Source organism: Pseudarthrobacter sulfonivorans (assembly GCF_031454915.1).
GTDB lineage: Bacteria > Actinomycetota > Actinomycetes > Actinomycetales > Micrococcaceae > Arthrobacter > Arthrobacter sulfonivorans_C.
This window is the reverse complement of record NZ_JAVDRS010000002.1, coordinates 718,265-744,903: the sequence shown is the minus strand read 5'-3', so window position 1 is coordinate 744,903 and position 26,639 is coordinate 718,265. Positions and strand designations below refer to the sequence as shown.

The 26,639-nt window shown below is 65.2% G+C and carries 25 protein-coding genes; 18 read left to right on the top strand and 7 right to left on the bottom strand.

From position 1 onward, the window contains the following. Positions 1–34 precede the first annotated feature (34 nt). Together J2808_RS07425 and J2808_RS07420 are read left to right on the top strand one after the other, a co-directional pair. Complete coding sequence (locus tag J2808_RS07425; protein WP_309813879.1) at positions 35–784, top strand: HD domain-containing protein; 750 nt, start codon at positions 35–37, stop codon at positions 782–784. Continuing rightward, positions 781–2,307, top strand: coding sequence for an aldehyde dehydrogenase family protein (locus J2808_RS07420; RefSeq protein WP_309813877.1), 1,527 nt, complete (start codon positions 781–783; stop codon positions 2,305–2,307). The genes J2808_RS07425 and J2808_RS07420 overlap by 4 nt, the downstream gene beginning before the upstream one ends. Before the next feature lie 126 nt (positions 2,308–2,433). On the opposite strand, the gene J2808_RS07415 is transcribed toward J2808_RS07420, so the two are convergent. Next, positions 2,434–3,417 (bottom strand): trypsin-like serine peptidase, encoded by a 984-nt coding sequence (locus J2808_RS07415; RefSeq protein WP_309813874.1) that lies wholly within the window; start codon positions 3,415–3,417, stop codon positions 2,434–2,436. Positions 3,418–3,615: 198 nt separating this feature from the next. Continuing rightward, on the bottom strand, positions 3,616–4,806 hold the full coding sequence (locus J2808_RS07410) for an ROK family transcriptional regulator (RefSeq protein WP_309813871.1): 1,191 nt from the start codon (positions 4,804–4,806) through the stop codon (positions 3,616–3,618). Positions 4,807–4,949: 143 nt separating this feature from the next. On the opposite strand from J2808_RS07410, the gene xylA reads away from it, so the two are divergent. Both xylA and J2808_RS07400 read left to right on the top strand, forming a co-directional pair. Next, the gene (gene xylA, locus J2808_RS07405) at positions 4,950–6,137 is read left to right on the top strand and encodes a xylose isomerase (RefSeq protein ID WP_309813869.1); all 1,188 of its coding nucleotides are present in this window, start codon (positions 4,950–4,952) and stop codon (positions 6,135–6,137) included. 77 nt (positions 6,138–6,214) lie between these two features. After that, a complete protein-coding gene (locus J2808_RS07400; RefSeq protein ID WP_309813867.1) occupies positions 6,215–7,633 on the top strand; it encodes a xylulokinase in 1,419 nt (472 codons plus the stop codon). 43 nt (positions 7,634–7,676) lie between these two features. Here J2808_RS07400 and J2808_RS07395 read toward each other — a convergent pair whose 3' ends face one another. Further along, on the bottom strand, positions 7,677–8,546 hold the full coding sequence (locus J2808_RS07395; protein WP_309813862.1) for a ThuA domain-containing protein: 870 nt from the start codon (positions 8,544–8,546) through the stop codon (positions 7,677–7,679). Positions 8,547–8,664: 118 nt separating this feature from the next. Between J2808_RS07395 and J2808_RS07390 the strand changes: the two genes are divergently transcribed. Both J2808_RS07390 and J2808_RS07385 read left to right on the top strand, forming a co-directional pair. Next, a complete protein-coding gene (locus J2808_RS07390; RefSeq protein ID WP_309814240.1) occupies positions 8,665–9,957 on the top strand; it encodes a C-glycoside deglycosidase beta subunit domain-containing protein in 1,293 nt (430 codons plus the stop codon). 31 nt (positions 9,958–9,988) lie between these two features. After that, positions 9,989–11,467 (top strand): sugar phosphate isomerase/epimerase family protein, encoded by a 1,479-nt coding sequence (locus J2808_RS07385; protein ID WP_309813858.1) that lies wholly within the window; start codon positions 9,989–9,991, stop codon positions 11,465–11,467. A 57-nt stretch (positions 11,468–11,524) separates the two neighbouring features. Here J2808_RS07385 and J2808_RS07380 read toward each other — a convergent pair whose 3' ends face one another. Then, the gene (locus tag J2808_RS07380) at positions 11,525–12,469 is read right to left on the bottom strand and encodes a LysR family transcriptional regulator (protein ID WP_309813855.1); all 945 of its coding nucleotides are present in this window, start codon (positions 12,467–12,469) and stop codon (positions 11,525–11,527) included. A 241-nt stretch (positions 12,470–12,710) separates the two neighbouring features. Between J2808_RS07380 and J2808_RS07375 the strand changes: the two genes are divergently transcribed. The 4 genes from J2808_RS07375 to J2808_RS07360 all read left to right on the top strand — a co-directional run bounded on the left by J2808_RS07375 (position 12,711) and on the right by J2808_RS07360 (position 16,787). Further along, a complete protein-coding gene (locus J2808_RS07375; RefSeq protein ID WP_309813852.1) occupies positions 12,711–14,003 on the top strand; it encodes an ABC transporter substrate-binding protein in 1,293 nt (430 codons plus the stop codon). Positions 14,004–14,056: 53 nt separating this feature from the next. Further along, a complete protein-coding gene (locus tag J2808_RS07370) occupies positions 14,057–15,016 on the top strand; it encodes a carbohydrate ABC transporter permease (protein WP_309813848.1) in 960 nt (319 codons plus the stop codon). A 2-nt stretch (positions 15,017–15,018) separates the two neighbouring features. Next, positions 15,019–15,855, top strand: coding sequence for a carbohydrate ABC transporter permease (locus tag J2808_RS07365; RefSeq protein ID WP_309813845.1), 837 nt, complete (start codon positions 15,019–15,021; stop codon positions 15,853–15,855). 158 nt (positions 15,856–16,013) lie between these two features. Further along, positions 16,014–16,787, top strand: a complete 774-nt coding sequence (locus tag J2808_RS07360; protein ID WP_309813842.1) for a TIM barrel protein — start codon at positions 16,014–16,016, stop codon at positions 16,785–16,787. Positions 16,788–17,026: 239 nt separating this feature from the next. Here J2808_RS07360 and J2808_RS22255 read toward each other — a convergent pair whose 3' ends face one another. Further along, positions 17,027–17,383 carry a hypothetical protein gene (locus tag J2808_RS22255; protein WP_397428006.1) on the bottom strand — a complete coding sequence of 119 codons (357 nt, stop codon included), beginning with the start codon at positions 17,381–17,383 and terminating at the stop codon, positions 17,027–17,029. A gap of 45 nt (positions 17,384–17,428) precedes the next feature. On the opposite strand from J2808_RS22255, the gene J2808_RS22250 reads away from it, so the two are divergent. The 7 genes from J2808_RS22250 to J2808_RS07325 all read left to right on the top strand — a co-directional run bounded on the left by J2808_RS22250 (position 17,429) and on the right by J2808_RS07325 (position 23,635). Continuing rightward, positions 17,429–18,343, top strand: a complete 915-nt coding sequence (locus J2808_RS22250) for a GMC oxidoreductase (RefSeq protein WP_397428005.1) — start codon at positions 17,429–17,431, stop codon at positions 18,341–18,343. Between the two features lie 88 nt (positions 18,344–18,431). Continuing rightward, on the top strand, positions 18,432–18,827 hold the full coding sequence (locus tag J2808_RS07350; protein WP_309813833.1) for a C-glycoside deglycosidase beta subunit domain-containing protein: 396 nt from the start codon (positions 18,432–18,434) through the stop codon (positions 18,825–18,827). Beyond that, positions 18,824–19,927, top strand: coding sequence for a sugar phosphate isomerase/epimerase family protein (locus J2808_RS07345; protein WP_309813830.1), 1,104 nt, complete (start codon positions 18,824–18,826; stop codon positions 19,925–19,927). The genes J2808_RS07350 and J2808_RS07345 overlap by 4 nt, the downstream gene beginning before the upstream one ends. Before the next feature lie 18 nt (positions 19,928–19,945). Continuing rightward, positions 19,946–21,010, top strand: a complete 1,065-nt coding sequence (locus tag J2808_RS07340; RefSeq protein WP_309813827.1) for a sugar phosphate isomerase/epimerase family protein — start codon at positions 19,946–19,948, stop codon at positions 21,008–21,010. 8 nt (positions 21,011–21,018) lie between these two features. Then, positions 21,019–21,417, top strand: a complete 399-nt coding sequence (locus tag J2808_RS07335) for a C-glycoside deglycosidase beta subunit domain-containing protein (RefSeq protein WP_309813824.1) — start codon at positions 21,019–21,021, stop codon at positions 21,415–21,417. Beyond that, entirely contained in the window at positions 21,414–22,616 is a 1,203-nt protein-coding gene (locus J2808_RS07330; RefSeq protein ID WP_309813820.1) for a Gfo/Idh/MocA family protein, read from the top strand. The genes J2808_RS07335 and J2808_RS07330 overlap by 4 nt, the downstream gene beginning before the upstream one ends. 14 nt (positions 22,617–22,630) lie before the next feature. Then, entirely contained in the window at positions 22,631–23,635 is a 1,005-nt protein-coding gene (locus tag J2808_RS07325; RefSeq protein WP_309813817.1) for a sugar phosphate isomerase/epimerase family protein, read from the top strand. Between the two features lie 116 nt (positions 23,636–23,751). Here J2808_RS07325 and J2808_RS07320 read toward each other — a convergent pair whose 3' ends face one another. Next, complete coding sequence (locus J2808_RS07320; protein ID WP_309813814.1) at positions 23,752–24,753, bottom strand: restriction endonuclease subunit R; 1,002 nt, start codon at positions 24,751–24,753, stop codon at positions 23,752–23,754. A 69-nt stretch (positions 24,754–24,822) separates the two neighbouring features. Between J2808_RS07320 and J2808_RS07315 the strand changes: the two genes are divergently transcribed. Continuing rightward, entirely contained in the window at positions 24,823–25,239 is a 417-nt protein-coding gene (locus J2808_RS07315) for a hypothetical protein (RefSeq protein WP_309813809.1), read from the top strand. A 54-nt stretch (positions 25,240–25,293) separates the two neighbouring features. On the opposite strand, the gene J2808_RS07310 is transcribed toward J2808_RS07315, so the two are convergent. Beyond that, positions 25,294–26,556, bottom strand: coding sequence for an ROK family protein (locus J2808_RS07310; protein WP_309813806.1), 1,263 nt, complete (start codon positions 26,554–26,556; stop codon positions 25,294–25,296). Positions 26,557–26,639: the final 83 nt, after the last annotated feature.

Below are 26,639 nucleotides of genomic sequence, written 5' to 3'. Positions count from 1 at the left end.
TCAAACAGTAGGTTGGCCCACCCGAAGGAGCATTATGAGCACCCCTAAGACTCCGGTAGCAGCCGGCAGCACGGACGCCGGCCCCACCGCCGGGCCGGACGTGCCGGCCGAGGCGTTCGCCGCGGAGTACAGCATCCGGCCCGTTCCCCCTGCCGGTCCGGTGGACACCACCGCCATCTGCAACACGCCCGCTGCGCTTGAGGAGCTCGACGCGCTCTGGAAGGCCGTTGTCCACGAAACCCGGACGCGCGGCAACGACATCCATCTGCCCATCTCCCTGGCTTACGCCGAGCGGCTGTGCCGGGCCTACCCCGACGCCGACGCCGAACTGGTGCGCGTGGCCACCCTGCTGCACGACACCGGCTGGGCCCATGTGGACGAATCCCGCATCATTTCCGAGGGCTTCACCGGTGACTGGCGCAAGGCCGCCATCCGCTACGAACACGAGCAGCAGGGCTGCAACGTGGCACGCCGGGTGCTCCCGGAACTGGGCTACGCCGCTGAGTTCGTGGAACGCGTCTGTGACATCATCGACGGCCATGACACCCGGCAGGTGGCCCGGTCCCTGGAGGACGCGTTGATGCGCGACGCCGACAGGCTGTGGCGTTTCGACCGCGCCGGGATCTCGCTGGCTTCCTCATGGTTCGCCATGGACCCGGCCACCTACACGGACAGGCTGGCCACCGAAATCGTGCCCGAACTCATCACCCAGGCCGCCGTGGACATGGCGACGGCCGACCTCAACCGCTCCAACGCCCTGCTCAAGACGGGAGTGATCCGATGACCTCCGCCACCCACGCTTCGTCGCAGGCCGCCCGGGCGGAACTGTCCCTGCCGCACACGCACGTTGACACGATTTTCGTCGACGGTGCCTGGCAACCATCGCGGGGGACCGGACGGAACCCGGTGACCGACCCCGCCACCGGTGAAGTCTGGGGCTCGGTACCGGACGGAACCCCGGAAGATGTGGACGCCGCCGTCGGCTCCGCCCAGCGCGCTTTCTCCAGTGCCGACGACGGCGCGTGGCCCCGGCTGACCCCGTCCGAGCGGGCCGCCTACCTGCTCCGGATCGCCGACGAAGTGGAGAAGCGGGCTGAGGAGTTGTCGCTGACCAACTCCCGAGAAAACGGCTCGCCCGTGGCCGAATCCGCCGGCGCGGCGGCCAACGCGGCGGGCATCTTCCGCTACTTCGCCACCCTCGCCGGGTACCTCGAGCGGGAGGACGTCCGCCCGTTTCCGCGCGGCGGCGGCGAGTCCGTGGTCCGGCGCGAACCGCTCGGAGTGTGCGCACTGATCGCACCGTGGAACTTCCCCATCAACCTGGTGATCATCAAGCTGGCACCGGCACTGCTGGCCGGCTGCACCGTGGTGATCAAACCGGCATCGCCCACGCCGCTGTCCATCCGGGTGATCATCGACGCGATCGCCGCGGCAGGCGTCCCTGCCGGCGTCGTCAACCTCGTGACCGGCTCCGGCCGGCTCGGCGACGTGCTGGTCAAGCACCCCGGCGTGGCCAAGGTGGCGTTTACGGGTTCGACGCCGGTGGGCCGGAAAATTGCCGCGGCCTGCGGTGAGCTGCTGCGCCCGGTCACGCTGGAGCTGGGCGGAAAGTCCAGCGCCATTGTGCTGCCCGACGCTGACCTGGACGCCATGTCCAAGGTCCTCATCAAGTCCTCCATGCGCAACACCGGGCAGACCTGCTACATCTCCACCAGGATCCTTGCCCCCGCCAGCCGCTACGACGCGGTGGTGGACATGGTCACGGCCACCATCGCCGCCGGGAAGCAGGGCGACCCGCTGGAACCGGACACCGTTTTCGGTCCCTGCGCCACGGAATCTCAGTACCGGACCGTGCTGGAATACGTGGAATCCGGGCTGGCCGAGGGTGCCCGCGCCACCACCGGCGGGCGGGCTGCATCCTTGGGTGGGGGACTGGAGAACGGCTATTTCGTGGAACCCACCGTGTTCGCCGATGTCACGCCGGACATGCGGATTTCGCGAGAGGAGATCTTCGGGCCGGTGATCACCATCCTCAAATACAACGACGCCGGCGGCAGCGTTGAGGAGGCAGTGACCCTCGCCAACAACACCGAGTTCGGTCTGGGCGGGCTGGTCTTTGGCGCAGACTCCGAGGCTGCCCTCGCGGTAGCTGACCGGATGGACACCGGCTCCGTGGGCCTGAACTTCTTTGCCTCCAACCACGCCGCGCCGTTTGGCGGGCGGCACGATTCCGGGCTGGGAACGGAGTACGGGATTGAGGGCCTGAACGCCTACCTGAGCTACAAGTCGATTCACCGGAAGGTGTAGGTGGGTGGGGCTGCGGGGGTAACGGGGAGCGCGTTACCCGGAAAGGCTTTCCAAGGATTTCACAAGGGCGAGAAGGACGGCGGCCGCCAAACGACCGCCGTCGTTCTCTACCGAGCCGCTCGCCGCTTAGGGGGCTGAGGACGCGGTGTTGTACGTCTGCTGGATCACTGAGCCCCAGTACGGGCCGTACATTGTGGTGGACTTGCTGCCGTAGCCGTAGCTGTTGACCGAGTTCTGGTAGCCGCTGGAGCTGGTGCCGATGAACCACGGACCGCCTGAGGAGCCGCCGGTCATGTTGCAGGGAATTCCCTGGGTGTTGAACTGCGGGTTGTAGGGATCGTTGGTGGCGGTGCCGGAGCAGCTCTTCAGGGATTCCCCATTGAACGGTGAGGCTGCAGGGTAACCGAATGCTTTGTAGGCCAGTCCGCGTGCGGCGTTGAAGCTGACGCCGGAGGCCCCGACGACGTCGGAGAGGTTGCTGCCGTTGAGCTGGCTCATCACGGCGAAGCCGGTGTCATACTGCATGCTGCCAGACGAGCTCCACTGGGTGGGGGCGTAGAGCGCCTTTGCCGTCCACTTCCCATAGGGTGCCGCACCGTTGAGGTAGGCAGGAACAAACGTGAATTTTGTGGCGAAGGCTCCGGGGCCTTCGTTGAGGCAGTGGCCGGCGGTGGAGACGGTGTTCCTGTTGGTGGAGGCCACCGAGTTTGCCGAGCAGACGTAGTTCGCTCCGCCCAGAGTGAAGAAGACCTTGCCGATGTGCGACACCGGATTTTCGCTGCCGTTGGCCTTCTGCTGGATCTGCGGCGCGGAGCCTTCGATCTTACTCTCGGCCGCCTTGGCCTGCGCCGGCAGGACCGGCTTCTTGGCCTTCTGCCGGTCCAGGGCCCTCTTCGCCAGCACATCGCCCGGTATTGCTCCGCGCATGCGTTCGGGCGTCCAGTAGTCGGCGCCGGCGGAATCGGTGACCGTTGAGCTGCTGACGCCGGACACGTCATTGTGGTCCGACGCTGTGGGCGCCGCCGTGGCTTGCCCTGCCGAGCAAAGGGCGAACAGTGCTGCTGTTGTGAGGCTCATGAGGCTTGTGGCCAGAGTCCTGGTTGATGTCATAGCTGTCCTCTGTAGGTTCAGGTGAAGCGGACCTGGGTGTGGTTCGCTGGGGATGAACCTATATCGTTATGACAAAGTTGTAAATAAGAATTTCCAGATCAGTTATTTACACAACCAGATTTGTAATGATTTTGGGCGCGCGGGGGGCGCTTGTTCAGCGATGGGTTGCCGGGTTTCGGGCCCGTCCGGCGCAGACTTTCAGTTCAGCAGGTCAGCGGGGCTGGCAAAGGCTTCGCGGAGCCTGCTTCCCGCCGCTCCGCGCAGCGCCGCGGTCTGCCCCAGTTCGGAGAAAGCCACTCCGTCCGGCGGCACCAGGCCTGGGGCGTACGTTTCCAGGCTCTGCCGCAGGCTTGGCCTGATCCAGTTCTGCAGGCCGGCGAAGTGCCCGCCCAGGATGACGGCTGACACGTTGACCATGCGGGCGGCGGACACGAGGGCGATGCCCAGGAAATGGCCGGCCCTTTCCACGGCCCGGACTGCGTCCGGCGCTCCGGTGCGGAGGGCATGCATCAGCGCTGCCATGCGGTCCGCGGTGGTGGCACCCTGGATGCCCGCCGCGGAGAATACCGCGTCCTGTCCCGCAACCGTCTCCAGGCAGCCGCGCCCACCGCAGCCGCACTTCAGTCCGTCGGGCTGGACCACCACATGGCCGATCTCGCCGGCGTGGCCGCGCGGTCCGGCGAAGAGCTGGGACTCGAAAATGAGGCCGCCGCCCACGCCCACTTCGCCGGACACATAAAGGTAGTCGCCGAAGGAGGAGCCGTGGCCGTACCAGAGTTCTGCCAAGGCGGCGCTGTTGGCCTCGTTGGAAAGCACGACGCCGAGTGGCGAGTCCGGGAGCAGGGCTTCCAGGTGCCGCTCCAGTGCGGCATCCTGCCACCCGAGGTTCGGCGCGGTCAGGACGAGCTTGCGCGTCGGATCAACAAGTCCCGGCACCGCGAGTCCGCCGCCCAGCAGCTCGATGCCGGCCGCCTTGGCTTCACCTGCCACGGCCCGCGCCAGTTCCTGAAGGTCGCCGAAGACGACGTCGAGCCCGCCCGGACGACGCTCAAGCACCTTGTGGCCGCGCAACTCACCCAGGGCGTCGACAACGCCGACGGCCAGGTAGTCCACGTTGATCTCGGCGCCAAGGGCTCCCCGTTGGCGGTTGAGCACCAGGCCGCTGCCCGGGCGCCCCCGCTCGCCGTCGCGGGCTACCCCCGCCTCCTCGACGAGGCCGGTGTCCAGCAGGACTGTCACCAGGCTGGAGACTGAGGCCTTTGTCAGGCCCGTGCTTGCGGCGATCTCTGCCCGCGTGGTGCGTGGCGTCCGCTGGATTGAGTCCAGCACTACGGCCAGGTTCTGCCGCCGGACATCCTGTACGCGGCCGGGTCCACCGTCGGCGGGCACTTTTCCGCGCATCCTCACGCCCTCCCATGTTTTGACCGGAGATTTCCGGAAATCTGTTGACCCCAGTTCATCACAGGCAATATAGTTCAGATCCCATACTAATTCATCTTTTCCGCAGAACCGACTACAACGAGGTACTCAACATGGCTGATTCGCCCACCCCCGAAGACCGCTTCACCTTTGGCCTCTGGACCGTCGGCTGGACCGGCAATGACCCCTTCGGCGTGGCCACCCGGGCAGCGCTGGACCCTGTGGAAGCAGTCCACAAGCTCAGCGAACTGGGCGCCTATGGCATCACGTTCCACGACAACGACCTGGTTCCATTCGACGCAACGGCGTCCGAAAAGGACCTGATCCTCAAGAACTTCAAAGCCGCCCTCGCCGAGACAGGCCTGAAGGTGCCCATGATCACCACCAACCTCTTCAGCCACCCGGTCTTCAAGGACGGTGGCTTCACCTCCAACGACCGCTCCGTCCGGCGTTTCGCCCTCAGCAAGGTCCTCCAAAACATCGACTCCGCCGCGGAATTCGGTGCCGAAACCTTCGTGATGTGGGGCGGACGGGAAGGCAGCGAGTATGACGGCTCCAAGGACCTGTCCGCAGCCCTGGACCGCATGAAGGAAGGTGTGGACACCGCCGCCGCCTACATCAAGGACAAGGGCTACAACCTCCGCATTGCCCTGGAGCCCAAGCCCAACGAACCCCGCGGCGACATCTTCCTGCCCACGGTGGGCCACGGACTGGCCTTCATTGCCCAGCTCGAACACGGCGACATCGTGGGCCTCAACCCCGAGACCGGCCACGAGCAGATGGCCGGCCTGAACTTCACCCACGGCATCGCCCAGGCACTCTGGGCCGGCAAGCTCTTCCACATCGACCTCAACGGCCAGCGCGGCATCAAGTACGACCAGGACCTGGTCTTCGGCCACGGCGACCTCACCAGTGCCTTCTTCACCGTGGACCTGCTCGAAAACGGCTTCCCCAACGGCGGCCCCAAATACGACGGGCCGCGCCACTTCGACTACAAGCCCTCCCGCACCGACGGCTACGACGGCGTCTGGGAATCCGCCAAGGCGAACATGGCCATGTACGCGCTGCTCAAGGAACGTGCCCTGGCCTTCCGTGCCGACGCCGAAGTACAGGAAGCCCTGAAAATCTCCGGTGTGTTCGAACTCGGCGAAACCACGCTCGCTGCCGGCGAGACTGCCGCGGACCTGCTGGCTGATGCCAGCGCTTTCGAAACGTTCGATGCCGATGCTGCCGCCGAGCGCTCGTTCGCGTTCGTCCGGCTCAACCAGCTGGCCATTGAGCACCTCCTCGGCGCACGCTGACTTTTTCCGCTGCTGCCGCACCCGCACGCAGGGGCGGCAGCAGCGCCCTCTTTTCACCCACCTCTGAAAGCAGCCCCATGCCCTTGGTCGCGGGAGTCGACAGCTCCACTCAGTCCTGCAAAGTTGTCATCCGTGACGCTGAAACCGGCGCCCTGCTGCGCCACGGTTCCGCGCCTCACCCGGCGGGCACCGAGGTGCATCCCGACGCGTGGTGGGATGCGCTGCAGTCCGCGGTTGCCGCGGCCGGCGGACTGGACGACGTTGCCGCCATCTCCGTAGGCGGCCAGCAGCACGGAATGGTCTGCCTGGATGCGTCCGGCGCGGTGGTCCGTCCCGCTCTGCTGTGGAATGACACGCGCTCGGCGGCGTCCGCGGCGGCCCTCATCCGGGACGCCGGCGGCGGCAGCGACTCGGCGGGCAGGCAGCATTGGGCTGCAGCCACCGGCACAGTTCCCGTTGCCTCGATTACGGCCACCAAGCTGCGCTGGCTGGCCGAAAACGAGCCGGAGCATGCCGCCCGCACCGCCGCAGTCTGCCTTCCGCACGACTGGCTGAGCTGGCGGCTGGCCGGATTCGGGCCCGGCAGCGGCGCCGAGGGATTGGCTGCGCTGCGGACGGACCGCTCCGATGCCTCAGGGACGGGCTACTGGTCCCCGCGCACCGGCACCTATCTCGACGACGTGCTCGCGTCCACGCTCGGACACGTTCCCGTCCTGCCCCAGGTGCTTGGCACGCTGGCCAGCGACTTCAGCACACCCGGCGGCGCCCTGATCGGACCCGGGGCGGGCGATAACGCGGCCGCGGCCCTCGGTGTGGCGGCCGGTGTTGGCGACTTGGTTGTTTCGATCGGAACATCCGGCACCGTGTTCGCGGTAGCAGGGGAGGCCACCTCGGATTCCTCCGGCCTGGTTGCCGGTTTCGCCGACGCCACGGGGCATTACCTGCCGCTGGCCTGCACGCTCAACGCCTCACGTGTCCTGGATGCCACTGCGGCTTTGCTCTCGGTGAGCCTGCCCCGGCTCTCCGAGCTGGCGCTTTCTGCCGCTCCCGGCGCCGGCGGCCTGACATTTGTCCCGTACTTCGAAGGTGAGCGGACGCCCAACCTCCCGGATGCGACAGGCTCCCTGCACGGGATGACTCTGCAAAACTTCACCCCGGAGAACCTGGCCCGGGCCGCCGTCGAAGGTGTTGTGTGCTCGCTGGCGGACGGGCTCAGGGCACTGACTGACCTCGGCGTGGAGGCCGGGCGCATCATCCTCGTCGGGGGCGGTGCCCGGTCCGCCGCAGCGCAGGAGGTGGCGGCTTCGATCTTTGGCCTTCCGGTCGAGGTGCCGGAGCCGGGGGAGTACGTGGCAGACGGCGCCGCCCGGCAGGCCGCGGGCGTCCTGCTCGGCGACTTCCCGGCCTGGAAGTCAGCCACCGCCACCACAATCACCGGGGTCCCTGCCCCCGAAGTACTGGAACGCTATCGCGCGGTCGCAGGTCGGGAAATCTAGGGGCCTCGCCACGCGGGCGCTGAGCCGGGCCACGCAGAATTCGCTACCCCTCGTGGTTGTAGTAGGGCCACGGCAGGAAACGACGCTCACCGCGGCGGTCGGGTCCTTCCAGGGTGACTTTGCCCTTGGCGGCCCACTCAACGCCGCGGGGGAACATCCGGATGAACTCGATCCGGCGGAAGGTGTCAATATCGTGCCCGATCGTAATCGTGAAGCTGCGGCCTTCGCCGTAGTTATTGATCCACGCCAGGGGCTGCAGCGTATTCACGCCCGGAAGGCCCTCGATGCCCTCCGCGGGAATCGCCACCGGATAGTGGGACATGGGCCACGCAGGCGCATTCTGGTAGGCCTCCAGGTCGTCAAACATTGAGAGAAGCACCTCCGCACCTTCGTACAGCTGTACCCCCGTCAGGATGTCGTCGCCCGTCACTGTCCACGTGTCGCTGATGCCCTCCGTGATGGGGTGGCGCGGCTGTGCCGTCTGCAGCAGGGCCTCACCCCATGGACGCGGCCGCAGCCCGGTGGAAACGCTGAGCTTCGCACCCCGCATGATGTTGTATTCCGCGGGGTAGCCCCAGTCGTCCTCCTGCACGGCCGAGCCGTGAAACCAGACAATGCCTTTCCCGTCCTCGTGAACGAACTTCAGCAGGGCGGCGTCGGTTTCAGCGCCGAAACCAACGGCTTTTTCGTGGTATCCGTCGCGGCCCTCGAACACGATAATGACGACGTCGTACTTGTCGATAACGTTCGCTCCGAGCCCCCGCGGGTCCTCGATGACGCGGACGCGGAACCGGCCCGTGTGCTCAAGCAGGGTTGTGAGCCACTGGTGGTGGGCCCGGAAGCTACGGAACTCGTTGTCGTGCTCGCAGGTCATATGCCCGGAGAGGATAAGAGCGTTCAGCACGTCGGCCATGGGATCGATGCCTCTTTCTCATTTGACATTGTGGAGTTAGGAGGAAACTCTACATACTTTAGTATGAAATAGACATAAGGTGTTACGATTAATGTGCACCTACAGATAGTGAGCAATGATGCTTCTCGAAAGAGACCTCATCCAGTCCGTCGGCTTCCGCAACGTCACCCAGGGCGGGCGCGTGACCGGCTTCCAATTCCGCGTCCGGATGCCTTCCTACCGGGGCATGGCCGCCTCCCTCATCGACGGCATCGCCGTCCGGGTAGGCAACATCGTCGACGTCGGCCCCGACGTTCCGCTGTGGACCTTCGGGGCGCGGACCTACACGCTGCAGCAGCTTTGGGACAGCGACGGCGTGCGCTGGCCCCTTGAGGAAGCGGCGCTCGTCACCGTTCCGTTCGACGGCGGCCTGCCGCAGGGCGTGCACGAGCTCACCATTGAGCTGCGGCTGCGCATGTCCTACATTCCTGTGGAGCACCAGCCCACCATCCACCGGGTCAGCCGCAACGTGACGCTCGGGCCCGAAGGCGGCGACGGCACTTTCCGCTACGGCGTTTCCCTCTACAGTTTCATGGGTGACTACGGCACCGTGATGGACCTGGAGACAGCGCTGGCCGCCGTCGCGGACGTGGGCGCCACGGGCGTCGAAATCCTCGGCGAGGGCCACGTCCCGAACTATCCGGAACCCTCTCCGGCCTGGCTGGACACCTGGTTCGGCCTGCTGGAGAAGTATTCGCTGGAGCCCACCAACTACGGCTCCTGGATCGACACCCGGCTGCACCCGGGCCGGTCCATGACGGCTGCCGAGGGGGCGGCGGCGCTGCGGCGCGACCTGCGGCTTGCCAACCAACTGGGTTTCGGGTTTGTGCGCCCCAAGATCGGCGTGGTGTCCAGCGACCTGGTTCCGGACCCCATCTGGACTGAGTCAGTGGAACGCTCCCTGGACCTGGCCCACGAGCTCGGCGTCATTATCTGCCCCGAGATCCACTCGCCCACCCCCATCAAGCATCCGGTGGTGGAGGATTACATCAACCTCATTGAACGGACCGGCACCAAAAACTTCGGTCTCCTGATCGATACCGGGATCTTCCAGGACCGGCCCATCCCGCTGCGTGCAGGGGAAACCCGCGAGACGCGGCCCGCCTTCCTGGATGGCATCGGCGTCGATCCTGCCGACTTTGCGGACATCGCCCAGTACGTGGTGTTCATCCAGGCGAAATTCCACGACATCAACGAGCAGTTGGAGGACCAGCAGATTCCCTGGGCGCCCGTACTCAGGGCGCTCAAGGACTCCGGCTACACCGGCTACCTCTCCAGCGAATACGAAGGCGAACGCGATCCCTGGCGCGCCATCGAGCAGGTGCGCCGCCAACATGCCCTGATCCGCCGCGTCACCTCCGAACTCACCTGACCCATCCCACCTCCCAGCGAAGGGAATAACCATGCCAAACGGACTCCTTGACGATTCAAGCCTCCGCACCCACCCAGAAGGCATCGCCCTGGCCCTGACACTTCCGTGGTACCGGAGCCTGTGGCTCTCCTCGGTCAGCAGCCTCCGACTCAGCGTCGACGGCCAGGACATCCCCGCCGGGGACCTGTCCCTGGAGCTGGGCGGCGTCCGCTATGCGCTCGCGGACCTTCCGGCCCAAAGCGAAACCCTCTGGTACCTCCAGGAGCACCCGCTGCTCATTGCCAGGCGAGACAACCCTGTCTCCTTGGGTGAAAAGCTCCGGATCCAGCTCGTGGGGGAGCTGCGCCTGCCCTACATGCAGATTGCCCCCGGTCAGGACGGCCGTCCCGGCATGTATGTGCCCAACTTCGTGAACCAGACACTGGACCTGGCCGCCACGGACAGGGCCGCAGCAGCACCGGAGCTGACCATGGCGGTCACGCCGGCCCCGCCGAAGGCCGAGGAGGACCCCTTCTCCCTGGGGCTCACCCTCTACTCAGCGAGTGCCGAGTTCCGGGCAGGCTGGTATGACTTCGATGGCCTGCTGAACCGTGTCGCCGAACTGGGCATCGGTCCCGGCATTGAAATCGTGGCCTCCCAGGTCCTGCCCAGCTATCCGAACGTGACGGATGACTTCGCGCGCTCCTGGCACGCGGCCTTCGACAAACACGGCTTCACCGCCAGCTCGTTTGGCGCGAACCTTGACATGGGCCGCCGCCGGGACCGCGACATGACTCCCGACGAGGAGTACGAGTTCACCGAGACGCTGTTCCACGGCGCAAAGAAGCTCGGGTTCCCGCTGGTCCGCATCCAGAGCGCCAAACCCGAACTGCTGCGCCGGCTCCTGCCGCTGGCCGAGAACCTGGAGCTCAAGCTTGCGTATGAGATCCATGCGCCGCTGGGGCCCAACTCTCCAGAGATCATGAAGGTCCGCGACCTTTACGCGGAGCTTGATTCACCACTGCTGGGGTTCGTGGCCGACTTCTCCTCAACCATGCACAGCATGTCCCCGACGCTCCTGCGCGCGGTCCGCCGTGCCGGCCTAGACGACGAAGCCGTCCAGAGGCTGCAGGTCATCTGGGCTACCGACGCCCCGATGCGGGCGCGGCAGGAGGAGTTCATCGGCTACCTGAGGGGACGTGACTTTGATCCTGCGCGCCTCGGTTCCTTCGCGCATCTGGCCTTCAACATGCACGGCCATGTCGGCCCGGAGGAATGGGCCGACATCATGCCGCAGATCATGCATGTGCACGCAAAGTTCTACGACATCGACGAGCAGGGCGACGAGCCGGCCATTGACTATCCGGAGCTGGTCCGCGTTTTCGTTGAAGGCGGCTACCGCGGCTACTGGTCCAGCGAGTGGGAGGGGCATGCCTTCGCCGAGCTGGGCGAGGTGGACCCGCTGCTGCTGGTCCGGAAGCAGCACGACCTCATCCGCAAGAGCATGCGGGCGGCGTTGACTTCGGCCTGACCTGCACAACCGAATAGCGTCGATGCCCGTCCATCCATGCGGCGGGCATCGAGGCGTTTAACTGGTTTCCTTAGCCGCGGCCGCTGCCACGATGTCCCCGGCCTCCTTGAAGAGGCCCCGCATCCACTCGTGCTCGGAGTCGCGGTTGTGCACCGGGTGCCACCAGAGGGCATTAACCAGCGGTGTGGCATCGAAGGGCAGTGGCAGGACCCGCACACCGCCGACGCGCAGCGCGAACGGGACCAAGGCCGCCTGGATGAGGGCGATCCGGTTGGTTCCCACCACAAAGTGCGGCAGGGATTGGAAACTTTCAACCACCACATCCACGCGCGGCTCAACACCCAGCTGCATGATCTGACGTTCCGCCGACGTTGAGGCTGAGCGTGTCTGGTAGGTCATCACCCAGGGCAGTTCGGCGATGTTCTCCATGGTGATGTGCTCGCCGACGGCGTCGTTGGACGAGGAGACGACCGCCACCCACCCGTCCCTCCACAGGTCCAGGTAGGGGAGCCCGCTCAGGAAGCCATGCGGAATGACCATGCCGTCAACGGAGCGAAGGCGGTTGGCGGCATCCTCCACCACCATCGGATTGTGGAGCATAAACCGGAACCGGACTCCCGGTGCGCGTTCGGCAGCAAGCTCGGAGGCAACCCGGCCAATGGTCGTAAAGCCGTAATCGGAGCCGTAGATGGAAAACTCCCGTTCGGACTCGGCGGGCTCCCACGTTGCCTGGCTCTCAAAGACGCGCCGCGCGGCCTCAAGTGCCGTGGTGGTGTGCTCCGCCAGCCGCAGGGCGAAGGGCGTCAGCTCGTACGCATTTCCGCGGCGGGCCAGGATGGGGTCCCCGAAGTGGGACCGGAGCCGCGCAAGGGAGGCGCTGAGCGCCGGCTGGCTCAGATGAAGCCGCTCTGCCGCCCTCGTGACGCTCCGCTCCGTGATGAGGGCATCAAGGGATATCAGCAGGTTCAGGTCAAGCCGGGAAAGCAGGACGTGGTTCGTCACGGCGGGCCCTTCCTTCAATGGTGAGCGCGGTGAGCTAAGCCCCCAGTGTATCAGCGGCATCGATACGTTCGGTGATGAACATCATGCTCTTCTATGCCAACGGGTCTCTACAACCCCCGTGAAACTTATGTCTGTCATCGGCAAGACTTATGTGCTTTTTCTACACATCTCCTGCATACTGATGAGTGACCGGGGTCACGGCTCCCGGAACTCTTCGACAATGAAGTCAGAAAGGCTGGACATGACACAGCACCGTCGCTATTCGGCTCTAAAGGTCGGCGCCCTCGCCGTCCCGACGATCGCAGCCCTCGTCCTCACGGGTTGCTCGGCCCCCGCCGGCAGCAGCTCCCCCGCAGGAGGCGCCCAGGAATTTTCCCTGTCGTTCGCCACCTCGAACACCATTGAGAGCCCCTTCCAGGTTCTGGCTGAGAAGTACATGGCGGCTAACTCAAATGTGAAGATCACGTTCAACCCGCAGCCCAATGACTCCTACGACCAGACCCTCCGTACCCAGCTCCAGGCTGGAAACGCGTCCGACGTCGTAGTGACCTCACCGGGTTCGGGCACTGGCCGCAGCATCCTGCCGCTCGTTCAGGCAGGCTTCCTTGAGCCATTGGATGACGCCGCCAAGGAACTGGTCCCCGAGGGCAGCGAAGCCCTCTTCGGAACTGACGGAAAAGTTTACGGCCAAGCGCCGGAGATTACCGTGGTTGGCCTGGTTGCCAATGAATCAGCTGCCAAAGCAGCCGGCATGTCTGATTTCCCGGCGGACTTCGCCTCCCTCGAGGACCAGTGCCGGACGCTGGCATCGTCCGGGAAGTCGTTTCTCGCCCTGGCCGGCTCCGCAGCTCCGAACACCGGCCTCATGGCGATGTCCCTCGCAGCGTCCCGCGTCTACGCGGAGGACCCGAAGTGGAACGAAAAGCGGGCCGCCAAGGAGACCACCTTCGCCGGCTCGGACGGCTGGAAAGCATCACTGGAAGCAGTCACCAAACTCAAGGATGCGGGCTGCTTCCAGAAGGGCGCAGCAGGCGCCGGGTTCGACGCCATCACAAAGGGCCTTGCCAGCGGAACCTCGGTTGCGGGCTTTATCCCCGGCCCCAGCTGGAAGCAGCTGAAGACTGCAGCTGCAGACTCGGACTTCAATGTGCGGGCGCTCCCGGCAGAGGCGAGCTCCGAAAGTTTCGTCTACGCCAGTGCCAACTACGCATTTTCCATCAACGCAGCGTCCAAGAACAAGGATGCCGCCAAGGCGTTCCTCGACTGGGCGGCCCAGCCTGAGCAGACAAAGGCCTTCGCAGAAATCGATGGCGCCTTGCCGGTCACCGGCCTGGACAGCTACGACTTCAACGCCAGTGCATACAAGAACGTCGGCGATCTCATCAAGGACGGAAAGTACGGCCCGCTGCCGAACAGCCAGTGGCCCAACTCCGCCGTGTACGACGCCCTCGCCACCGGCGTCCAGGGCCTGATCACCGGGCAGAAAACTGCCGATCAGGTACTCCAGGCCATGGACACGGCCTGGGGACAGTAGCAACTTCAGATCACCACAGTTCCAACAACTCAAAGGGACAAGCAAGGATTACCATGACTGCGACGATGCAACCGAAAAGCGAAGCAGCAAAAGCACCCCTGCGAGGCAGGCGTGCTCCGGGGGCGGGCGAAGAAACCCGTCCCCGCAGCACGGGCCTGCAGTTGGGACATTGGTGGTGGGCGCTGCCCGGGATTGTCCTGGTCATCGCCATCCACTACGTGGCAACAGGTATTGGCGGCTTCTTCGCCTTTACCAACTGGACCGGCATCGGCTCCTTCAAAATTGTTGGCTGGCAGAACTTCGAAGCCATCTTCAAGGACCCCACGAAACTCGGCGCCCTGACCAACACGCTGTTCCTGGCCTTTGGTTCGGTCTTGCTCGGCAACGTCGGCGGGCTCATCATCGCCCTCGGCCTCAACCGGATGCTGAAGACGCGGTACGTCCTCCGCACCCTCTTTTTTATGCCCGTGGTACTCAGCCCGCTGGCCACGGCCTACGTCTGGAAGTACATCTTCGACTTCGACGGCCCCATCAACGTTTTTCTGACCTCCATCGGCGCCGGTGACCTCGCCAAGCCATGGCTCGCCGACCCGCAGTGGGCCGTCTGGACAGTCCTGGTGGTTCTGGTCTGGGGGTCCACCGGTTTTGCCATGGTGATCTTCATGGCCGGCCTTGCAGGCGTCCCGGTGGAAGTCGAGGAGGCGGCCGCCATTGACGGTGCGAACCTGTGGCAGCGTTTCCGGAACGTCACGTTGCCGGCCATCCGCCCGGCAATCGCCATTGCCACCACGCTGGGAATCGTCCAGGGGCTCCGGGTCTTCGATCCCATTATGGCCCTGACGAACGGCGGACCCGCCGGCGCCACAGAAACCCTGGCCACCCAGGTCTACAAGCAGGCGTTTGCACTCGGCAACTTCGGCGGCGGTGCAGCCTTGGCCCTGGTGCTCGCCGCCATCATCCTGTTCTTCGCCGTAATCCAGCAGCGGCTGACGCGTTCGAACCCCGAGGACTGACTATGTTCCGCTACACAAAACTCACCCTGCTCCGCGAAATTGGCCTCTGGGTCCTGGCCCTGATCTTCCTCGCCCCGTTCTACTTCCTGGTGACCACCGCCCTGAAGCCGGACAGCGAGATGTACACCACCTCGCCCTTGGCCCCGCCCAAGAACCCGGACTTCAGCAATTTCGTCGCCGTCCTGACGGCCACCGGCAACTCCAACGTTGTCCTGGGACTGGTGAACAGCATCATCATTACCGCGGGAAGCATCGTCGGACTGATCGCGCTCGGTTCAATCACCGGATACGTCATCTCGCGCAGCACCCGCCGCTGGAGCAAGGGTGCGTACTACCTCTTCCTGGTTGCCATCATCCTCCCCGGCCAGCTCGGTGCCGTGCCCCTCTACATGGGTGCACGGGCCATGGGCCTCACAGGATCGGCGTGGGGCCTGATCATCCTCTACACGGGCATGCTCCTGCCGTTGTCGATCTTCCTCTACTCCAACTTCTTCCGCGGACTCGGCACGGATTACGAGGAAGCGGCAACCATTGACGGTGCGAGCAGGTCCCAGATTTTTGCCAAGGTGGTGCTGCCCATGATGGCTCCCGCCACCGGAACGGTCACCATCTTCGCCGGCCTCATCGTGTGGAACGACTTCTTCACCTCCCTGATCTTCCTTGGCGGCTCGGCCAACCAGACGCTGCCGGTGGCCATGTACTACTACATCGGCTCCCTGGTTTCGGAGTGGAATTCGATCTTCGCCATCGTGATCGTGTCCATGATTCCCATCCTGGCGCTGTTCCTCTTCGCACAGAAGCGCTTCATCCAGGGCTTCTCCGGCGGCCTGAAGGGCTGACCCGCCAAGTCGACACCCGCGCAGCGTCCTCTCGCACCGCGCAATACCGCACACCGCCTCGGCGCCCCCTGGCGGTTCTCCATGCCCAGAAGGGGAGCACCTGCGCGGTGGCAACCCATTTTTTCAGCTCATAACCCTCAATTTTCCAGGAGATACCCATGTATCAACTTGCTCCCAACATCGATCTTTTGTTCTCAGAAGCAGGCGAAAGCGCCGCTGACCGGGTACGTGCTGCAGCAGCGGCTGGCTTCGACGCCGTCGAAATGTGGGGCCCTACCGGCAAGGACATCCCCGCCCTCAAGGACGCACTCGAGGAAACAGGAGTCCAGCTCACGTCCCAGCTCGCGGAACCGCGCATGCAGTTCATGATCCCACCCAGGAACCACGAACCCTTCTACGAAGGCCTTGACGCCGGCGTGGCCGTAGCGCAGCAGCTCGGCTGTCCCCGGATCGTGGTGGGCAGCGGCACCGGCTTCGGCGGACGCAAGCGGCAGGACCAACTGGACGAACTGATCGAGATCTTCACCCGCGGCGTGGCACACATCGAGGGTTCCGGCATCACGCTCGTCCTGGAGCCGGTAAATATCAGGGTGGACCACCCCGGGGCGCTCCTCGACCGGACCTCGGAGGCCGTTTACGTTGCCAAGGGCGTCAACTCGCCCAACTTCGGCGTCCTCTACGACCTTTACCACTCCACGGTGGAGGGCGAGGACGTTGCCGCCGAGCTCGCCAGCGCCGGCGACCTCATCAAGTACGTTCAGATCGCTGATGCGCCGGGACGTGGCGAGCCCGGCTCGGGGTCCATCGACTGGCAGGCCCGGCTCGCAGACCTGCGGAACAGCGGCTACGCCGGCCCGATCGGCCTCGAGTATTACCCCACCATCGACTCGGCCAAGTCTGTCCAGTGGATCCAGGAACTGGTGGCCCGGTGAGCCCAAACAGGTACCCCGCCCGCGTCGACGTCGCCATCGTCGGCAGCGGGCCCACGGCCTCGGCGTACGCACGGATCCTCAGCGAGGAAGCACCCGGCGCCACCATCGCCATGTTCGAAGTGGGCCCCACCGTGAGCAATCCGCCGGGTGCCCACGTCAAGAACATCGAGGATCCCGAGCGCCGCAGCCTTGCCCAGCGCGCATCGGAAGGACCCGGGGCGGGCGCCGAGACGGTTAACTCACCCGGCGCCGTCAAGAGCGGGGAGCGAAGGGCCAGGCCCGGAACCTACTTGCTGCAGGACGGCTACGCGTTCCCCGGCGAAGACGGGATGCCCGTAGCAGCCATGTCCAGCAACGTGGGCGGCATGGCCGCCCACTGGACTGCAGCCTGCCCGCGGCCGGGCGGCAAGGAACGCATGGCGTTCCTGCCCGATCTGGACCAGCTGCTCGACGACGCCGAAAGGCTCCTGGGTGTCACCACCCACGCCTTTGACGGTGCCCCTTTCTCCGAAGTCGTCCGCGGACGCCTCGCGGCTGCGGTGGATGCGGGGCGCAGCCCGGCCTACCGCGCCCAGCCCATGCCGCTTGCTGTCCACCGGCGCCAGGACGGCGGCCTCGTCTGGTCAGGCTCCGACGTCGTCATGGGGGACGCGACCCGGGAGAACCCGAAGTTCGAACTCTTTGATGAGTCGCTGGTGACACTCGTGCTGGTGGAGGACGGCATTGCCGCCGGCATCGAAATCCAGGACCGCCGCAGCGGTGAGACCCACCAGGTAGCCGCCCGCTATGTCGTGGTGGGCGCGGATGCCCTGCGCACACCGCAGTTACTGTGGGCCTCCGGCATCAGGCCCGCTGCCCTGGGCCGATACCTCAACGACCAGGCGCAGGTGGTGTTCGCGAGCAGGCTGCGCGACGTCACCGTCGAGCATGCCCCGGCAGGCGGCAACGGTACGCTCAGCGAGCAAAGCGGAGTGGGCTGGGTTCCCTACACCGACGATGCGCCCTTCCATGGCCAGATCATGCAGCTGGACGCGTCCCCGGTTCCGCTGGCCGAGGATGACCCTATTGTGCCGGGGTCGATCGTTGGCCTGGGCCTGTTCTGTGCCAAGGACCTCCAGCGCGATGACAGGGTGGCGTTCGACGACGCTGCCCGTGACTCGTACGGGATGCCTGCCATGCGCATCCATTACCGCCTCACGCAGCGGGACCACGACGTGTTGGACCGCGCCAAGCAGGAGATTGTCCGGCTGGGCAAGGCCGTGGGTGAACCGCTCGATGAGCGGCCGTTCGTCCTGCCGCCGGGGGCATCGCTGCACTACCAGGGCACCACGCGCATGGGCACGGCGGACGACGGCGAGAGCGTCTGTTCGCCGGACAGCCAGGTCTGGCAGGTCCCCGGCCTCTTCGTGGCCGGCAACGGTGTTATCCCCACCGCCACCGCGTGCAACCCCACGCTGACGGCTGTGGCGCTCGCGGTGCGCGGGGCACGCAGAATCAGTAAAGAACTCACCAGCTCTTTACTTATGTCGAAATCAGACAATAGACTGTCTAAATAATGAAGAAGCGGCAATTGCCCGCCCTTTCACCCAAGCACAGGCATCTGTTCAACCACAGGCAAGGCATGCCGCAGACAAGGAGGTCTCGATGATCGCCGACCGCATAATCGAGCAGGGAACACTTACCACCCAGGACGGCCGTACCGCCGTCGAAGTCCGCATCCCCTGGTACCGGGCCCTGCCGGGCTCGTGCATTGCAGGAGCCCGGCTGACAGTGGACGGCGTTGCCGCCCCGGAGGGCTCACTGCGCTGGACCATGAACAACCGCACATTCAGCTTTGAGGAACTCGTGGACGAGGCCGGCCAATGGTGGTTCCCCCTGGACTCAGCAGTCCTTTCCGGCGAACTTCCCGTCCCGGACCGCGATGCCGAGCACGAGGTCCGGGTGGACCTGAAGCTCTACATTCCGTACATCATCACCGACCACGGCGTGCTGCATATCGAAGAGCACGACACCAAGACCATGAAGGTGGCACAGCGATGACCAGCCTCGGCACGCCGATCCAGGGCGTCACCCTTTACAGCTTCACCCGGGCCTCCCACGCCCGGCAGTACGACCTCGATGGCCTGATCCGCAAAGTGGCGGCCGAAGGCTTCGGCCCGGGGCTTGAAGTCATCGGGTTCTCCAGCCTGCGCGGCTTCCCTGACCGCATTGATGACACGTTCGTTGGCCAGTTCCGCGATCTCGTCTCCGAAGTGGACCTGGTTCCCACGTCGCTGGCCGTCAACGTTGACACGGGCATCCGCCGTGACCGGCTCATGAACCATGACGAGCTGGTGGAATACATGCGCAAGCAGATCGAGGTAGCTGCCAGGCTCGGCTTCCCCATCGCCCGGGTGCAGATTTCGCTGACTCCGGACGCCATGGAAAGCCTGCTGCCCGTGGCTGAGAAGTACGGTGTGACCCTGGCCCTCGAAGTCCACGCCGACCAACACGGCGCGCACGAGCGTGTCCTCGCGCTGCGTGACCGCTACGAGAAACTGGATTCCCCCCTTCTTGGCTTCACCGCCGACTGGGGCGCCACCGTCACCGGCTTCGCACCCTCCCTGCTGGAGGCCTACCGCCGGCGCGGCGCTTCGGAGGAACTGCTCCGCCAGGTGGTTGACCTGTGGAACGGTTTCTACGCCGAGGGACCGCCGAACACGCAAAAGGTCCACGGTGAGCGCTTCGGTGCCTTCATTGGCCTGGCTGCCCGCAACGGCAGGCCGGACCTGGGCATTGACTTCGCCATTAACGGAACCGGGCTTTTCGGTCCTGCCCCCATAGACACCTGGCTGGAGATCATGCCGTGGGTACGCCACGTGCACGGCAAGTTCTTCGGCATCGATGAGAACGGCGAAGAGCCCTCGGTTCCCGTGCGTGGTCTGGTTCGCCAGCTCGTCGAGAACGGCTACTCCGGTGCCATCTCCAGCGAATACGAAGGCTGGCACTGGAACAACTGGCAGGACCCGTTCGGCATCATCCGCGGTGAGCAGGCCGTCCAGCGTTCCGCTGCAACCAACGCAGGTTCGGCCATGATCACTGACGCCGCCGAAGCGCGCCGCATCCTCAACAGCCACCTCGCCCAGCCCGTCCGCGGCTGAAACAGTAAGGAACAAGACATGTCAGAAGGCATCGCAGGCTCGGGCATCGAGCTCGGCATCACGCTCTATTCGCTCACCTCCGAGTTCGCCGCCGGACTCTACACCCCGGAGACCCTGATCAAGGCCGTTGCCGATGAAGGCCTCGGTCCCGGCGTCGAGTTCAACATCGCCCAAATGCTGCGAACCTACCCCGACGTCGATGACGATTTCATCCGCCTGTGGCGCGACAGCATGGACCGTTACGGACTCACCCCCAGCGCGGTGGGCACCAACCTGGACATGGGCCGCCGCAAGGACCGGGACATGACGCCGGATGAGGAGTACGACTTCTTCGCCGCGCAGCTGCGCACCGCCAACAAGCTCGGTTTCCACCGCGTGGTGATTCGCTCCGCCGGTAAAGAACTGCTCCGCCGGCTGCTTCCCCTGGCCGAGAAGTACGATCAGAAGCTCGGCTACGAGATCCATGCACCGCAGGGCCCGAACGATCCCAAGATCCTGCAGATCCGCGAAATGTACGCGGAACTGGGTAGCGACCGGCTTGGTTTCACGGCAGACTTCAGCTCCACCATGCACAGCCTTTCCCCGACGCTGTTCCGCACGCTGACGCAGATGGGGCTGCCCGAGGAGCACTTCGCCGTTATGCAGGACATCTGGCGCAAGCCGCTGCCGATGCAGGAACGCAACCAGGAATTCGAGGACTACCTCAGCGCGAACAACTTCGACCCGGCGCGCCTGGGCCCGTTCACGCGGCTGGCCTTCAACATGCATGGGCTGGTTCCGCCGGAGGAATGGCTGGACATCATGCCGCAGATCTTCCATGTCCACGCGAAGTTCTACGACATCGACGAAAACGGCAACGAGCCGGCGATGGACATTCCCCGCATTGTGCGGCAGTTCGTCAAGGGCGGTTACCAGGGCTACCTGTCCAGCGAATGGGAGGGCCACGCCTTCGCCGACCTCGGCGAATCCGATCCGATCGACCTCGTCAAGAAGCAGCACACGCTCATGCGGCGTGCCATCGAAGACGCCGTCGATTCAGAAGCAAACGTTCCCCACCCGACCTTGGTCGAGACTGCTCAGTAAGGAAAGCCATGGCAACTCATAATTCCCTGTTCCAGGACGCCGACGTCCGCAGGCACCCCGAAGGCATTGCCGTGTCAGTGCAACTGCCCTGGTACCGCAGCCTTTGGCTGTCCGCTGTTGACGACGTCGTTGCATCGGTCAACGGCGATGAGGTCCCCAAGGAGTCCCTCCGTTTTGAACTGCAGGGAAAGTCCTACTCCATTGCCGAACTTCCCGAGCAGTGGGAAACCCTGTGGTTCGTGGCTGATAAGCCGGAGATCATTATCCCGCTGGACCGCGTCCCCGACGCCGGCGAAGAGATCGACGTCGAGGTCATCCTCACGCTCCGCCTGCTCTACATGCAGATCGCGCCCCAGCGTTACGTGGGCAACCGCGTGGCGGTGGAGCGCAAGGTAGTGCTCGCATGACAACCCTGCGCGTGGCCATGATCGGCCACGGGTTTATGGGGTCCGCCCACTCCCAGGGCTGGCGGACGGCCCCCCGTGTGTTCGGCCTGCCGGCCGAGCCGGAAATGGCGGTTGTTGTGGGGCGCAACGCGTCTGCTGCCGCAGCGGCGGCGAAGAAGTGGGGCTGGGCGGAGTCAGCCACGGACTGGCGCGAAGTAATCGTCCGGGACGATATCGACGTCGTCGACATTGTCACCCCCGGTGACTCCCACGCCGAGATTGCGATCGCCGCATTGGAGGCGGGGAAGCACGTTTTGTGCGAAAAGCCGTTGGCCAACACTGTGGCGGAGGCCGAAGCGATGGCCGCAGCTGCCGAGCGCGCGGCGGCACGGGGCGTCCGGGCGATGGTGGGATTCACGTACCGCCGCGTTCCCGCCGTCACGTTCCTCCGTAACCTCATCGCGGCGGGGGCCGTGGGCAGGATCAATCACGTGCGCGCCGCCTACCGGCAGGACTGGCTGGTTGACCCGGAGATGCCGCTGGCCTGGCGGCTGCAGAAGGAGCACGCTGGCTCCGGTGCGCTGGGGGACATCGGCGCCCATGCCATCGACCTGGCCCAGTTCGTCACCGGACTGAACCTGGAGAAGGTGTCCGGCGTCGTTGACACCATTGTGAAGGAGCGGCCGCTGCTCGACACCGGTTCCGGGCTTTCCAAGACGGGGCTGTCCGGCACTGCCGGTATTGGCAAAGGCCCGGTGACGGTGGACGACATCGCCATCTTCACCGGCCGCTTCGAGTCCGGGGCGTTGGCGTCGTTCGAGGCCTCCCGCTTTGCCACCGGCCGGAAGAACGCGCTGGAGATCGAAATCTCCGGGGACAAGGGTGCCTTGGCCTTCGATCTTGAGGATCTGAACAGCGTCCAGTTCTACGACCGGAGGGCATCCTCGGACCGCCAGGGCTTCCGGAAGATCCTGGTCACCGAAGCAGAGCATCCCTACGTTTCGGCGTGGTGGCCGGCCGGTCACATGCTCGGCTACGAACACGGGTTCTCCCATCAGGTCAAGGACCTCGTGGAGGGCATCGTGGCCGGCACTGATCCGCATCCGACCTTCGCTGACGGGCTAAGGGTGCAGCGGGTGCTCGACGCCGTCGAGCGCAGTTCCGAGAATGATTCCGCCTGGACGCGCGTCGCCGTCGACGTTCCTGTGCGGGCCTTGTAGAGAGGGGAAAGTACGTGGCACGACCAATTACCTTGTTTACCGGCCAATGGGCCGACCTGCCGTTTGAGGAGGTGGCCCGGCTCGCCGGGGAGTGGGGCTACGACGGGCTGGAGATCGCCTGCTGGGGTGACCACCTGGACCCCTGGCGATGGGATGACGACGCCTTTGTGCAGGGCAAGCTGGACATCCTTGAACGCCACGGCCTCAAGGTGTGGGCCATCGCCAACCACCTCAAAGGCCAGGCCGTCTGTGACGACCCCATCGACGAACGGCACCGCGGCATCCTGCCGGACGTCGTGTGGGGCGACGGCGATCCTGAAGGGGTCCGCTGTCGCGCAGCAGAGGAGTTGAAGAACACCGCCCGGCTCGCCGCCAGGCTGGGCGTCGCAACGGTCACCGGGTTTACCGGATCGTCCATCTGGAAGTACGTGGCGATGTTCCCGCCCGCGTCCGAAAAGATGGTCGACGCCGGTTACCAGGACTTTGCGGACCGCTGGAATCCCATCCTGGACGTCTTCGACGAGGTCGGTGTCCGGTTCGCCCATGAGGTGCACCCGTCCGAGATCGCCTACGACTACTGGACAACACAGCGCACCCTCGAGGCGATCGGGCGCCGCGAGGCCTTCGGGCTGAACTGGGACCCAAGCCACATGGTGTGGCAGGACATCGATCCTGTGGGGTTCCTGTGGGACTTCAAGGACCGGATTTACCACGTGCACTGCAAGGACACGAAGAAGCGGCTCGGCAACGGCCGGAACGGCCGGCTGTCGTCCCACCTGCCCTGGGCTGACCCGCGCCGCGGCTGGGACTTCATCTCCACCGGGCACGGCGATGTGCCCTGGGAGGATGCGTTCCGCATGCTCAATGCCATCGATTACCGCGGGCCGCTGTCCGTGGAGTGGGAGGACGCGGGCATGGACCGGCTGGACGGCGCCCCCGAGGCGCTTGCCTTCGTGCGCCGGCTCTCCAGCTATGAGCCCTCCGCAGCGGCCTTCGACGCCGCTTTCAGCACGAAGTAGCACCGCACAGAGTAGCAACCAACAGAAGGGCCGGCCCCGCGGGGCCGGCCTCTTTTGTTGTTTGAGCCTGCCGAAATCGGGTTTCGACGGGCTCGACCACCGGCGCCGGGGATCGCTCAACCACCGACCGTTTGGGCTGTCAAAGCTGTCTCTGCCAGCGCAAGATGCCGCCGCGTCATGTCTGTGGGGTCATCCTGAAGCCACTCGTGGCCGCCCCATTCGCTGGTCAGCGTGCCGGTGAAACCGCTCCTCCCGAGGAGGCTGCCAAGATCACGAAGCGGCTGCGAAACCCGGCGGCCGTCGTCGTCCAGGTCCCAGAACTTCAGGTGGAAAGCGCCCACCAGGGGGAGGATGCCCTGCAGGTCTGTGGCGTCGCTGCGGCCAAAGCGGATGAGGAGGTTCATAAAGAGGGTGTGGATGCGCGGCGGCACCTTCCCTGCCCGGAGCAGGGCCGTGACGGCGTTGTGGGTAGCGGGATCCCGCCAGTCATTCTCCAGGCGCTCCAGAAGGTCTGTGGAAACGCCTCCCCGCCGCAGTTCCTCAAGGTAGCTGACAGGAAGGGCCGGCATCAGCATGCTGATATCCACGAGTGCCCGCACGCGATCATCAGCAAGCCCGGCTATCGCCTCAAGGGCCGGCGCAACCGCGGGGTTCCCGGGAGTCTGCTGGCCCTGGATCTCTTCGTACAGCACCAGGTCGAGCTCGTGCAGCAGCGGCTGCAGCAGGGTGAGCAGTTCGGTGCCCGCCTGGCCGATCGGCAGCCGGACCCCGCCGGCGCCCACGCGGCGGGCGGCATGCAGCTGGGGGACCAGGAAGTCCAGGCGCTCCTGAAGCGTGCGGCGTTCGGTCGGAGAGGTGAAATCGTCCAGGCTGGCGCCCACGATGCTGACACGTCCCCCTTTGGCGGCCAGCCCGTCGCGCAGTGCCTCCACTTCGGCGTCCTCCGGAGCGGGGAAGGACCGCCACAGCAGCCCGGGTTCGATCTCGATTGTTTTCGTGACGGCGTCCGCTATGCCGGTGACGATGTCCTGGGCCGTGCGGGCAGCGGCGGTGATTTCCGGAGTCCAGTTGAACGAGCTGGCGCAGAGAGTCCAGCCGTTGGGAATTTCGGGGGCCATTCGGGTGCCTTTTCATTTATGCTTGATACTGACAAACTTATGTCACTTTTAGGATAAAGGATCGAAGCCATGTTGCAAACAGCTTTGCGCGAAGATGCGCTGACGGCCACACCCGGGGGTTTCGAGCTTCGGGTGGGCCTTCCCTGGATCCGCTCGATGCCCCTTTCCAGCCTGGCTGGCCTGGCAGTAGAGCTCGACGGCGTTCCGCTGGCGCCGGGGGAGCTGAGTGTGGTGCTGGGGAGGCGGCGCGTGCCGGCCGATGCGCTCGGCGAAGTGTCCGGCTGGTGGTTCGTGCAGGACAGGCTGGTCCTGGCTGGCCGGTGCACGCTGGGGGCCGGTATGCGCGCCGTGGCCGTCGACTTCCAACTGCTGGTGCCCTACCTGCAGGCGGGTCCCGGCTCTCCGCTGGTCCTGCCGTTTCGCCTGGAGGCCCGGTTGGATCCCGACCGGGAGCCGGTGCCGAGCGTGTCCCGCGACGTGGCCTGACAAAGGCGATGCGGTCTGAGCGGGCGCAGGTAACGCCTGCGTCCGCGGTGAACACTATGCCGGAACGGTTGCCCGCTCCGGTGACGGCCGGCCCTCCGCGAACCAGCGGGGGAAGGTGACGTCGAACAGCTGCTCGCGGGCAAGTTCGGCCCCGCCGCGCAGCGGTTCGCGCTCATCGTTGACCGAGAGTGTGATGGTGAGGTCCCGGGTGGCGAGCGGCAGCGACAGTTCGTAGACCCGCTGGCGCACCTCGGCCAGGAACACCTCGCCGGCGGAGCCCATCGCACCGCCGATGACAATGACTCCGGGGTTGAACATGTTCACGAGTGCTGAAATGGTTTCGCCTGCTACGCGGGCCGACTTTTGGACGAGGGTGATGGCCAGCGAATCCCCGGCCTGGGCTGCGAGGGTGATCTCCTCAAGGGTCAGTGCCCCCTTCTTCGCCGGCGCGGCCAGGGAGGTGCTGGCCCCGTCCTTGATGGCCTCCTCTGCGTCCCGGACCAGCGCCCAGCCGCCGGCCACCGATTCGAGGCAGCCGATCTTGCCGCAACGGCACTGTGCATCCGAGTCGGAGACTCGGACATGGCCGATGTCGCCGGCGGCCCCGTTTGCACCGCGGTGGATCCTGCCCTTGGACAGGAGGCCGGCTCCGATGCCCGAGCCGATTTTGCAGTAAATCAGGTCCACCAGTGAGTCGCGCCGTCGGGCGCGTTCCCCGAGGGCAAGGAGGTTGGAATCGTTGTCCACCCATACCGGTGCATTGAAGCGTTCTCCAAAGGGGGTGCGGACATCGTAACCGTTCCATCCCGGCATGATCGGTGGCGCCACCGGCTGTCCCGTAGCGAAGTCGACCGGGCCGGGAAGCCCCACCACCACGCCCCACACGGGCACCTTGGGGTCCTTCTTCAGCAAATCGTCGATCAGGGACATGACCGCATCAATGGTCTTCTCCGGACCCTGCGCGATATCCCAGGGTCGGTGCGTGTGTTCCAGGATGTCGCCGTCGAGCGCCGTTATGCCGACCCTCATGTGAGCCGCTCCGAGGGCGCAAATAACGATCAGCCCCTGCTCCGCACGAAACCGCAGGGTCCGTGGCGCGCGGCCGCCGGACGAGGCGCCGAACTCGCCGTCCCCGAGGAAACCAATCTGGATGGCCTGATCCACACGTTGACTGACGACGCCCCTGCCCAGGCCGGTGACCTTGCCGATTTCCGGGCGCGTGGTTGCTTCGCCAGTTCGCACCAGGTTGACGATCCGCAAAAGGCTCGTCACTTCATCCGTTTGGGCTCCAAAGCGGAGTGTGGAGTCTGTCGTCATGCTCACAATTCTCACACATTGGGGCCTACTAAGGTGCCGTGGGGCGCGACTATAGCCAGAACCGACCCAACTTATGAATAATA